Source organism: Kitasatospora sp. NPDC059571 (assembly GCF_042735675.1).
GTDB lineage: Bacteria > Actinomycetota > Actinomycetes > Streptomycetales > Streptomycetaceae > Kitasatospora.
Genome location: NZ_JBHWBW010000078.1, coordinates 12613 through 22975, shown reverse-complemented (window position 1 = coordinate 22975; position 10363 = coordinate 12613). Strand labels below are relative to the sequence as shown.

The 10363-nt window shown below is 72.9% G+C and carries 9 protein-coding genes and 5 pseudogenes; 5 read left to right on the top strand and 9 right to left on the bottom strand.

The features are described from left to right. The coding region (locus ACFV0G_RS12220) for a polyprenyl synthetase family protein (RefSeq protein ID WP_380545583.1) at window positions 1–931 on the bottom strand (931 nt) is incomplete at its 3' end. Between the two features lie 639 nt (window positions 932–1570). Between ACFV0G_RS12220 and ACFV0G_RS12215 the strand changes: the two genes are divergently transcribed. Beyond that, a complete protein-coding gene (locus ACFV0G_RS12215) occupies window positions 1571–3067 on the top strand; it encodes a multicopper oxidase family protein (protein WP_380545581.1) in 1497 nt (498 codons plus the stop codon). Window positions 3068–3159: 92 nt separating this feature from the next. On the opposite strand, the gene ACFV0G_RS12210 is transcribed toward ACFV0G_RS12215, so the two are convergent. Both ACFV0G_RS12210 and ACFV0G_RS12205 read right to left on the bottom strand, forming a co-directional pair. Then, window positions 3160–3705, bottom strand: a complete 546-nt coding sequence (locus ACFV0G_RS12210; RefSeq protein WP_380545587.1) for a hypothetical protein — start codon at window positions 3703–3705, stop codon at window positions 3160–3162. Window positions 3706–3812: 107 nt separating this feature from the next. Further along, window positions 3813–4403, bottom strand: a pseudogene (locus ACFV0G_RS12205) (lytic murein transglycosylase); the annotation flags it as partial. Between the two features lie 486 nt (window positions 4404–4889). Here ACFV0G_RS12205 and ACFV0G_RS12200 point away from each other — a divergent pair. Continuing rightward, complete coding sequence (locus ACFV0G_RS12200) at window positions 4890–5537, top strand: hypothetical protein (RefSeq protein WP_380545579.1); 648 nt, start codon at window positions 4890–4892, stop codon at window positions 5535–5537. Between the two features lie 37 nt (window positions 5538–5574). Here the strand turns inward: ACFV0G_RS12200 and ACFV0G_RS12195 are convergent, their stop codons facing one another. From ACFV0G_RS12195 to ACFV0G_RS12170, 6 genes and pseudogenes are all read right to left on the bottom strand, one after another. Next, window positions 5575–5940: a hypothetical protein gene (locus ACFV0G_RS12195; RefSeq protein ID WP_380545577.1), complete on the bottom strand. Its 366-nt coding sequence runs from the start codon at window positions 5938–5940 to the stop codon at window positions 5575–5577. Beyond that, the gene (locus ACFV0G_RS12190; protein ID WP_380545575.1) at window positions 5937–6200 is read right to left on the bottom strand and encodes a hypothetical protein; all 264 of its coding nucleotides are present in this window, start codon (window positions 6198–6200) and stop codon (window positions 5937–5939) included. Before ACFV0G_RS12190 ends, ACFV0G_RS12195 begins: the two co-directional genes overlap by 4 nt. A 169-nt stretch (window positions 6201–6369) precedes the next feature. Then, window positions 6370–6682, bottom strand: a pseudogene (locus ACFV0G_RS12185) (pyridoxal 5'-phosphate synthase); the annotation flags it as partial. A gap of 127 nt (window positions 6683–6809) precedes the next feature. Beyond that, entirely contained in the window at window positions 6810–7541 is a 732-nt protein-coding gene (locus ACFV0G_RS12180; protein WP_380545573.1) for an SDR family oxidoreductase, read from the bottom strand. Window positions 7542–7662: 121 nt separating this feature from the next. Beyond that, window positions 7663–8082 carry a transglycosylase family protein gene (locus ACFV0G_RS12175; protein ID WP_380545571.1) on the bottom strand — a complete coding sequence of 140 codons (420 nt, stop codon included), beginning with the start codon at window positions 8080–8082 and terminating at the stop codon, window positions 7663–7665. 16 nt (window positions 8083–8098) lie between these two features. Next, window positions 8099–8218, bottom strand: a pseudogene (locus ACFV0G_RS12170) (transglycosylase family protein); the annotation flags it as partial. 589 nt (window positions 8219–8807) lie between these two features. Between ACFV0G_RS12170 and ACFV0G_RS12165 the strand changes: the two are divergent. The 3 genes and pseudogenes from ACFV0G_RS12165 to ACFV0G_RS12155 form a co-directional block, all read left to right on the top strand. Continuing rightward, window positions 8808–9308, top strand: a complete 501-nt coding sequence (locus ACFV0G_RS12165; protein ID WP_380545569.1) for a hemerythrin domain-containing protein — start codon at window positions 8808–8810, stop codon at window positions 9306–9308. A gap of 146 nt (window positions 9309–9454) precedes the next feature. After that, a pseudogene (locus tag ACFV0G_RS12160) lies at window positions 9455–9544 on the top strand (flavodoxin family protein); the annotation flags it as partial. A 556-nt stretch (window positions 9545–10100) separates the two neighbouring features. Beyond that, window positions 10101–10363 (top strand): annotated as a pseudogene (locus ACFV0G_RS12155) (hypothetical protein); the annotation flags it as partial.

Sequence of the window (10363 nt, the reverse complement as noted above, 5' to 3'; positions counted from 1 at the left end):
GCACGCCCCGGCGCTCGGCGATCTCCCGGACGGCCGCGACGGTCTCCGCGGCGCAGGACGGGTTGCCGAGCGCGGCCTCCACCGCGCGGCGCTCGGCGCCGTCGACGACGGCGAGCAGGGTCCGGACGGTGTAGCTGTGCCGGCCCTCGCGCAGGTCGCCGCCGCACGGCTTGCCCATGGCGTCCGCGTCCCCGAACAGGTCCAGGTAGTCGTCGCGCATCTGCCCGCCGATCCCCACCAGCCGCGCGTACGCGCGCAGTTCCTTCTCCCACGGCGCGGGCTGCTCGCCCGCGGCCAGGAGGCCGAGCTGCAGCGGCGCGAGGATCGAGTAGCGGGCGGACTTGTAGTCGGCCACGCCGTGCAGCATCTCCTCGTCCGGGGCGGCGGCGAAGTCGCGTTCCAGGTCGATGATCTGGCCGATGAACGTGTCGGCCGCCGCCTTCGTCTGCACCTCGGCCATCGCCTGCCGCACCGCGGTCGGCACCTTCGCCGTGAGGAGTGCCCGCAGGGACAGGGCGAGGGCGAGGTCGCCCGCGAGCACGGTCAGTCCGAGGGCCGTCTGCGGGTGGTCGGGGAACTGCTCGCGGTAGGCGTAGTAGGTGGTAGGGCCGCCCCGACGGGTGGGACTGTCGTCGATGAGGTCGTCGTGGATCAGGCCGTGGGTCTGCAGCAGCTCGATGCTCAGCCCGGCGGCCTCCAGCCCGTCGACCGGGTCGGCGGTGACCAGACGCGCCGCCTCGTGCAGCACCACGACCCGCATCCGCTTACCGCCCCGCATGGACAGCTCGCGCAGCAACCGCACGCAATCCGGGGTGAACCGGCTGAACGACGGCGCATCGAGCTCGGCGCCCAACGCGTCGAAGTACTCCTCGAACAGCGTGTTGAACCGATGCGAGATGCCGGCGGCACGCCGGAGGATCTCCTGTGTCATGACGCGCTCTTCCTGCTGGGTACCTGTCAGGGGACACCGGTGTAGACGTGCGATCATCCGCGTTGGTGCCCCGAACCGAGCATGGGCGCCGCCCTGCTGCACAGCGGCGAGCTCGGCGGCGCGGAGCACCACCTCCGCCGGGCGCTGGAGCTGTGGCGCCACCACGGCAACCTGAACAACGCCGCCACGGTGCCGGGCAACCTCGGAGACGCACACGTACCAGGACGGATTCAGCGACGCGAACCGGGACTGCTGCCGCCGTTCCGTCGCGCGGGGCCCGGCCCCGGTGGGCTGGGCAGGAGTCGGCCCCGCGCACCCGCCGTGTTCGTGCCCCAGGGCGCGTTCCGCGTGCGTGCGCGCCGCGACCGGAGGCCCTGAAGCCGCGTCGACAGCGAGCGCAGGGTCCTGCCTGACCTGCGTACTGCCGCAACCCGCCCCGCGGCCCTGCGGCGCACCTTCGTGCGAACGGGTGGTCCCGTGGCGACCACCGCCGCCGGGGCCGATTCGTGCCCGCCCCGCGCGGGCCGCGAGTGTTAGCTTCGAAGCCGTTGTCGGATCGACCGACATCTGCCGACGGCGCCTCAACAGCGCGAGGCCGCCGACCGGTTCCCTGCCCGATCGGCGTCGTGAGGTGGCCAGGTGGGTCTGTGGTCACGACGCTCGATGCTGGCCGGCCTGCTCTCCTCCCCGGTCCTGGCCGTCGGGTGCGCCACCGACGGCGCCCGGACACCGCCGCCCGGCGCAGGGACCCGGGGGTCGGCCCCGGCGGGCGAGGCACCTGCCGGCTACCGGAGACTGCCGATCCCGCCGCTCGCCGAGTCCCGCACGGAGAACGGGGTGCGCTGGTTCACCCTGGACGCGCGGCCCGGCCGCGCGAGCATCCTGCCCGACCGCACCACACCGACCTGGGGCTACTCGCAGGACATCCTCGGCCCGACCCTGCGCGCCCGCACCGGCGAAACGGTGGGCGTCCGCGTGAGCAACCACCTGCCAGAGCCCACCTCGGTCCACTGGCACGGCATGCACCTGCCCGCGCGCTTCGACGGCGGCCCCCACCAGCCGATCGACCCGGGCGCCGCGTGGGAGCCGTCCTGGGTGATCGCGCAGCCCGCAGCGACCCTCTGGTACCACCCCCACCCCCACGGGTCGACCCAGCTGCACACCTACCGCGGACTGGCCGGCCTCTTCCTCGTCGACGACCACACCAGCGACAGCACCGGCCTCCCGAACGAGTACGGCGTCGACGACCTCCCCGTCATCGTCCAGGACAAGAAACTCAACCCCGACGGCACACTCGACGAACGCGACGACGCCGGGACCGGTCTGATCGGCCCCGCCGTGACGGCCAACGGGATCACCGGGGCCTACGCCCCGGTGACGAGCGACCGCGTACGGCTGAGGATCCTCAACGGCTCCACGATGCGCATCCACAACCTCGGCCTGGACGACAACAGCGAATTCGAGATGGTCGCCTCCGACGGCGGACTGCTCACCGCCCCCACGCGGCTGCGCCGCCTCCAGCTGACCCCCGGCGAGCGCGCCGAGATCGTCGTCCGCATGCAGGCCGCCCAACCGCGCACCCTCCGATCCTTTCCCGCACCGGTGCCCGGCCGGCCCGGCCGCGGGCCGTCGGCCGGCGCCGCCCAGAGCGAGGAGTTCGAGATCCTGCTCCTCAGCCCCCGGGCACAGCTGCGCCCTGGCACGGCAACACCCGCGAGGCTCGCGGCGATCCCTTCACCCGTGACGACCGCGGCGGTCGCGCGGACGTTCGACCTGGACGGCAACACGATCAACGGGCTGCCGATGGACATGAACCGGATCGACGTCACCGCCACCGTCGACGTGCCGGAGCTCTGGACGGTGACGAACTCCCACAACCGGGTGCACAACTTCCACGTCCACGACAACCACTTCCAGGTCCTCGACGTCAACGGCAGCCCGCCCCCACCGGAGCTGGCCGGCTGGAAGGACACCGTCGCCGTGCCGCCGTCCGGATCGGTACGCCTGGCCGTGGTGTTCCGCGACTACACCGACCTCCAGAGCCCGTACATGTTCCACTGCCACCTGATGCGCCACGAGGACGACGGCATGATGGGCCAGTTCCTCGTCGTCGGACAGGGACAGCAGGCCGACTGACGCTGCCCGCCGGCATCGGCACCGGGCGAGCCCGGGTGTGCCGTCGACGCCGCTGCCGGCCGGGTCGCCGCCGGCACCGGTGTGATGTCCGGTCAGCCGGGCGCCGGCCGCCCCGCTCCGGGCCGACGACCACCCCGCCCCGCCCCCACGCCCGAGGTGAGCGACCATGTTCGGGCGACGGTCACTTCTGCTGAGCGGAGGGCGACGGCGTCGGTGATCCCGAGCTGCTCGGCGCGGGAGTGGAACAAGCCGGTGTCGGCGAAGCGGGCCCGGTGGGCGAGGGCGATGCCGCGGACGCCGTGGGCGACGGCGAGGGCGACGGGGTTGCGCTCGGAGCGGGCGTCGGCGACCCCGACCCGCTGGGCGTCGGCGTCGCGGTGGCCGTGGGGGACGGGCAGCCGGTCGGCGAGTTGCCCGGTGTCGGGGTCGGTGTCGGGGACGGGGACGGGACGGTCGGCGACGCACTGGTAGCGGGGGAGGCCGAGGGGGAGGGGCTGGGTGTCCCCGGGGGAGTGGGCCTCGCGCCGGCGCTTGCGCTGAAGGTCGGACTGGGCGAGGGCGTGGGGGCGGATGCCGGGGCCGGGCGTGCGGGCCGATCGGCGACGGCGGAGGTCCCGTTCTGGAAGTGCACCATCCATGCCCGGACGGTGCGCAGATACTCGGTGGAGTGGTTGTAGCCGAGGACGGCCCGGTCGAGCTGCGCGGGTACGGCCAGGTCCCGGTCGCCCGCGCAGAGGTAGCGGCCGGCGGCCAGCGCCGCATCCCAGACGTTGTTGGGGTCGGCCCGGCCGTCGCCGTTGCCGTCCGCACCCCAGACGGCCCACGTGGAGGGGATGAACTGCATCGGGCCGACGGCGCGGTCCCACACTGCGCTGCCGTCGTAACGGCCGGCGTCGGTGTCGGGGATGGCGGCGAAGCCGTTCCCGTCCAGGACCGGCCCGAGGATCGGCGTGAACGTGGTGCCTGTGGCGTCCACCCGCCCGCTGCCGGCCTGTCCGGACTCCACCTCGCCGATCCCGGCGAGCAACTGCCACGGCAGATGGCAGCCGGGGGCCGAAACGGCGAGGGCAGCCTCCGCCTTGCGGTAGGCGTCGAAAACCGTGGACGGCAACCGTGCCTCGCCGGGGACTTGGAGTACGGGCGCCCCCGGATCCGGCGCGGGCGTCGACGGGGACGCCGCGGGCGGCTGGGGCAACGATCGGACACCGCCCCCGTCCAGCGGCGGCGGAACGGCAGGCGAGGCGAACGCGGTGTCCACGGCGACACCTTCGGCGCCGCTGTCCGGTGATGGCCGGGGACACGACGATGCCGTCACGGCGGCCAGGGCCACCGCCATCCCTGCCGCCCGCAGCAGCACCCGCCCACTGATCCGCCCTGCCATCCGGACTCCCCCCCACGCATCGTGCGACCGGTCCCTTCGACGAACAGACAGGCCATCAGGTTCCACGGCGACCGGCCGATCCGTGATCGGGTCCCAGCCGAACAGCCGAACAGCCGAACAGCCGAACAGCCGAACAGCCGAACAGCGGCACGGCGGCCACCGGCCGCACACCATCTGCGGCCCCGAATGCACCGCCGTCACGGGCCCCGGCACCGACCCGCGCTGACCCGCTGCCAGGACAACCGCGCCTGCGGCGCCGCCCGTGACGCTGCCTACCGCCGCGCCCGCCGCGCCCGCCACCCCTGCCACCCAGGCCGGGACGGCGTCGAACGCTGCGCTGGACCGGCCGACGCGCTCTCGCACAAGTCCTGCCGGGCAGGACCAGCGTCATCCCGCGCCGGGCAGCATGCGGCCGTAGCCAGGCGGGGCTACTCTGCGTGAGTGACGGACTGGGCGACGATCTCCTCGCTGGCGACCGCCGGGGGCACACTCGTGCTGGCCGTGGCGACGTTCGCGGCCGTCCGGTCGTCGAACCGTTCGGCCCGCACGGCCGACCGGGTCGCCCGTATCGCGGAGCGGTCCCTGCTGTCCGGGCAGCGACCGCTGCTGGTGACGTCGCGGCTGCAGGACTCCGAGCAGACGGCCCGGTTCGTGGAGGGGAACATCGTCACGATTCCCGGCGGTGGAGCCGTGGTCGAGGCGACGGACCGCATCGTGCTCATGGCGGTCTCGCTGCGGAACGTCGGCACCGGGCTGGCCGTGCTCCAGGGGTGGCACGTGTCCCCCGGGGAGGGCGCCGAGCGGACCCACCCGCCGCTGGAAGAGTTCACGACCCATGTCCGGGACATCTTCGTGGCACCCGGGGATCACGGATTCTGGCAGGGGGCGTACCGGGATCCGACGGCCGAACAGTTCCGGGTGCTGACCAGCGCGATCAGGGCTGGGACGACGCTGATGCTGTACGTGCTCTACAGCGACTACGAGGGCGGACAGCGGATGCTCAGCCAGTTCGCCCTGCGCTTCGACGAGGGGACGTGGACGCCGGCGGTTGCCAGGCACTTCAACCTCGATCGGCCGGAGCCGCGCTGAAGTGGACCCCGAGACCTCGGCCCGACGGATCCGGCTGTCAGGCCGTCCAGGCCTTGAGCTGCACGGCGACCTCGCGCACCGGCAGCCCCTCACGGGCCGCGCGCGCCAGCGGCAGAACACCCTCTAGGCCCGGACCCACGTGGAGACCACAGGCGGCCAGGTACGCGGCGGTCACCGTCGCCGCGAAGAGGAGGTTGCGCGCCTCCAGGCTCGGGTTGCGCGCGAGCTCGCACAGCAGCGCCGCCGCCTTGTGGTGCGCCTGCGGATACACCTCCTGGCCCAGCAGCTCGGCCCGGTGACGCGCCTCGGCCGCGATCGGCACGCCGTAGTCCACCACCTGCGGATCGCCGGGGATCCGCTGCGCGACCGCGAGGATCCACGCGAGGTCGATCTTCAGGTTCACGCCGCGTCTCGCGTCGCCTCGTGGGCGGTGACCGTGGGCAGGCCCGGATAGCGGTCCTCGCCGAACTCCTCCTCGAACGCGGACGCGTAGGAGGCGATGAACGCCTGCGCGCCGGCCATGAATGCGGCCCGGGACTCGTTCACGTCCTGCTCGATCAGATCGGCGAGGTAGCCCTGCAGGCTCAGCCCCCGCCGCTTGGCCCGCTCCTCGGCCGCCGCACGGATCTCATCGTCCAACCGGATGTTCGTCTGCTTTGCCATAACAGGATGCTAGCAGTCGGTACCATGAACTAGCTCAGGAGTGGCGCGCCCAGGCCAGTGCCTCGCCTGAGGCCGACCGGGCCGGGAGGCCGGCGCGCGTGGTCCCTCGGCAGCCCGATCGCGGAGGCGTGAAAGGCAGACGATGGCGGGGGAACGGCTGGTCCACTTCTCCGGTGCCGGCGGCCTGGTGGGCCAGGCGGTCGTGCAGGCGGTTCTCCCGGCCCTGCCAGACCTCCACCGTCTCCGGCACCACCCGGTAGCCGCCCCAGAACGGCGGCACCGGCACGCCCTCGCCCTCCGGGTGGCGGGCCGCCGGCTCGGCGTAGCGCTGCTCCAGGATCTCGCGGCCGGCGACCGGGCTGGACTGCTCGCCGGCCCAGGCGCCGAGCTGGGAGCCGTGCGGGCGGGTCCGGAAGTAGGCGGCGGTCTCGTCTGCGGCCGACCTTCTCGACCCGGCCGCAGACGATCACCTGCCGGGCCAGCGCGATCCGCGGGCCCTCCGACCCCGCGGCCGCCACCCACGCCTTGAAGCCGGCCTTCGCGTCGAACTCGCCTGACGACTTCTGCCCCCGCGGCGCCGGCCGGCACACAGCCCGGAGCACCGAGCGGTCAGCCGTTGAGCCAGTCCTGGTAGCGAGTCGGTGCCAGGCGGGCGCCGGGGCCCGGGGTGAGAACGTCTCCGTGGACGGCGGCGAACAGGCCCGCCCGGTCGTCGACGACGACGGGTCGCCGGTCGCCCCGCGCGGCCAGCGTCATACGGCCGATCTCGTCGAGCGTGAACGTTTCGGGGCCCGCGATCTCGAGGATCCCGCCGAGCGGCGTGCCGGTGGCCACGTCTGCGAGGACGTCGACGATGTCGTGGCTGGCGATCGGCTGGAGCAATGTTGCGGGCAGTCGCACCGTGGTGTCGTCCGAGGTCCACGACATGGTCGGCTCCATGAACTCGAAGAACTGCGTGGCGCGGACGATCGAGTAGGGCGTCGGACCGCCGCGCAGCAACTCCTCCTGGAGCGCCTTGGCGCGGTAGTAGTCCAGTTCGGGGACCTGGTCCACGCCCACGATGGACAGAACCACCTGGTGGCGCACGCCGGCCCGTTCGCCTGCCGCGAGGAGGTTGCCCACCGTGGTCCGGAAGAACTCGATCGACTGCTCGTCGAACGTGGGGGAGTTGGTCACGTTCACCACTGCCTCCGCGCCGGCGAGCGCCTTGTCGAGGCCGGCCCCCGTGAGCAGATCGACGCCGGACGACAGCGACGCGGCGGTCACCTCGTGGCCTCCTGCGGTCAGCTTGGTGGCGAGCTGCGAGCCGATGAGTCCGGTGCCGATGACGGTGATTTTCATGGTGGGCCTTCCTTCGTGAGTCGATCCCTCGCGAACCGAACAGTTGTATGGGCGCTCCCGCCGCCTTCCCGCCTTCCCGCCTCTCCGCGGCATCGCTGCGCCGGCCCCGAACTGCCGGGCGTCAGGGGAGGCGGAGGGAGTGTCCGGGGAGGACGAGGTCGGGGTTGTCGCCGATCGTGTCGTGGTTGGCGTCGTCGAGGTTGGGCAGGCCGCCGGCCGCCTGCTGCGCCTGGGCAATGCCGGCGAGGGTGTCGCCGTCTTGCACGACGACGGTGCCGGCGTCCGGTGCGAGGCCGATGGCATCGTCCGGGTCGGTGGCAGCGGCGTCCGAATCGGAAGCGTCCGGCCGCTGGGCGGCGGGCCGCTGCGCCGGTCGCGGCGCGGGGACGGTGTGGTGGCCGGCGGCGGGTCGTCCGCCGGCGCAGGCGCCGCAGTGCGGCCAGGAGGCGAGGCAGCGACGGGCGGCAAGGTGTGGGGCCACGGCGATCTGCTGCTCGCGGCTGGCGAGGTCGGGGCGGGCCGCGTAGGCGAGGGCCGCCATTGCCCTTCCACGGTGCCCGATCGAACTGGAGGCCGCCGTAGTAGCCGTTGCCGGTGCTGGCGTGCCAGCGGCCGCCGCTCTCGCCGGCCGCGACCTCGGTCCAGTCGACGCCCCGTCCGGCGGCCAGTACTGCCACGGAGCGCGTGCCCGCCGCGGCGGACGCGGCATGCGAGGGGGCAGCGTACGCGGGGCCGGCGAAGGCGGTCCACAGGCCCGCGGCCCAGGCGAGAGCGTCAACTTCAAAATCCGGTGGGCGATGGACACGGCGGAACACACTCCCCGAGAGGTCGGCGGTCGGGCGGCCGGTGCCCCGGGGCACCGCTCTTCCACCGTTGGCACACCCCGCCACCCAGGACCCGCCGACATCCCGCAAGGGTCACCCGCTCGGCCGCGGCCGGCCACCCGACCGCACCACCCCATCCCGGGCCCGCCCGGCGCGGCCCGCCCCGCCCGGCCCATCCCGGGCCGGTTCAGGCGACGGCCTGTCGGGGATGACCGGCACCACCCCCGGCTTCCTGCGAGCCCTCGGTGAACCGCCTCATCACCCCCCTGCGCTCGGGAGGCGGCCACGGCCCCGGCCCCGGTTCGTCCTGGTGGCGTTTGATCGGCGGCTCACTGTCTACACGCCTGCCTGGGCCGGCGGCCGGCGACCGGTGCGGTCGGGCGAACGACCTTGCCACGCGATCGGCTGCGACCCGGCCTGTCCTCGGAACGAAGGAGCGATCATGTCCACTGACGCCATCGTGCTGCTCAAGGAGGACCACAAGGAGGTGCGTCGTCTCTTCCGCGAGTTCGAGGGCGCCGACGCGGATGCGACCGAGGTCAAGGCGGACCTCGTGAACAGGATCGTTGAAGCCCTGACGGTCCACACCTACATCGAGAACGAGGTCATGTATCCGGCTGTCCGTGACCGCGTGCCCGCCCTGGAGCAGGACGTCCTGGAGTCCTTCGAGGAGCACCACGTCGCCGACGTCCTGTGCGCCGAACTGGATGCGCTGGAGCCCGGCGACGAACGGTTCGACGCGAAGACCACCGTGCTCATCGAGACCGTCGGGCACCACATTCATGAGGAGGAGAACGACTGGTTCCCGAAAGTGCGTGATGCCCTGGGCCGCAAGGAACTCCAGGAGATCGGCGCCCGCATGCTGGAGGTCCGGGCCACGGCACCGCACCGGCCCGAGCACCCGAGCTCTCTCAAGAAGGCGGCCGACGCGATTTTGGGATGACGCAAGCCGTGGGCCGTCCCATAGTTCGAGGCCGGCCGGGGCCGGCGGTCGGCGCAGCCCGCGCACCGCCCGGGCCCCGCATGCACCCCCCGCACGCGGGCAGCCGCCCAACATGCTGACCCTCGGCATCGAAGAGGAATACCTCCTCCTGGGTGGGCCGCCCCACTCCGGTAGCCCAGCGGGTGCTGGAACGCATGGACGCCATGATCTCTGAGGCCGACGACGGGGCCCGCCCCTCAGTGACCCGCCTGCCCGCCCCGACCGACCGGAGCCCCTGTGGCACACAAGGACACCCAGCACGAGGACCGGAACGAGCGGGCCGCACGCCCCCGGCCCTGCGGCCCGGCGGACAGCCGCGGCCGGTGATCAGGAACGGTTCGGATTCCGCCACGACGATCTCCTCAGGACCACATCGAGGCCTTGCCGCGCACCCGGACCGCCGCGAATGAAACGAATCGCCGTGCCGACGGGTGCGGCCTACTACTGGGCCGCGGGTCGAGAGCCGGGCTGCAGGAGATTCGGTTTCCCTGCTCGTAGCAGGGGCAGGCGACACCCTTGAACGGCCGCCGACACCACGTAGGGCAAGGCTGCGCGACCTGCGTCCTTGCTCCCGGGCACTTCGGCATGGGCGAGCCGCGAACCCTTTGCGTCTCCGTGAATCGAAAGACCCTCAGCCATGACCTCCTTCCATCAGGACCTGAAGCCGCAGACCTCCGGCGCTGACACCTCCACACCGCTGCAAACACCCGCTGGACCATCCTGGGAAGACGAGGGAAGCCCGGGGGCCTGGTCATGACACGCGACCAGTTCACCCCGGCGGACCCCGTCAAGCAGTACCCCGGGCCCGACTTCCCCGAACAGCAGCAGCCCCACCCCGGGCACGGGTCTGCCATGGACCCGGCGCCGGACTACGGCGAGGAGACCTACCGTGGTACCGACCGTCTGAAGGGCCGGATCGCTCTCGTCACCGGTGCGGACTCCGGGATCGGCCGCGCCGTCGCGCTCGCCATCGCCCCCGCAGGCGCCCACGGGGCGTTGTGCCCCCACACCCAAGA

Excerpts from the sequence above, each read along its gene's own strand:
- ACFV0G_RS12180 (WP_380545573.1), bottom strand. The coding sequence starts at position 7,541 with ATGAAAATCACCGTCATCGGCACCGGACTCATCGGCTCGCAGCTCGCC.
- ACFV0G_RS12175 (WP_380545571.1), bottom strand. The coding sequence starts at position 8,082 with ATGGCGGCCCTCGCCTACGCGGCCCGCCCCGACCTCGCCAGCCGCGAG.
- ACFV0G_RS12165 (WP_380545569.1), top strand. The coding sequence starts at position 8,808 with ATGTCCACTGACGCCATCGTGCTGCTCAAGGAGGACCACAAGGAGGTG.
- ACFV0G_RS12210 (WP_380545587.1), bottom strand. The coding sequence starts at position 3,705 with ATGGATGGTGCACTTCCAGAACGGGACCTCCGCCGTCGCCGATCGGCC.
- ACFV0G_RS12190 (WP_380545575.1), bottom strand. The coding sequence starts at position 6,200 with ATGGCAAAGCAGACGAACATCCGGTTGGACGATGAGATCCGTGCGGCG.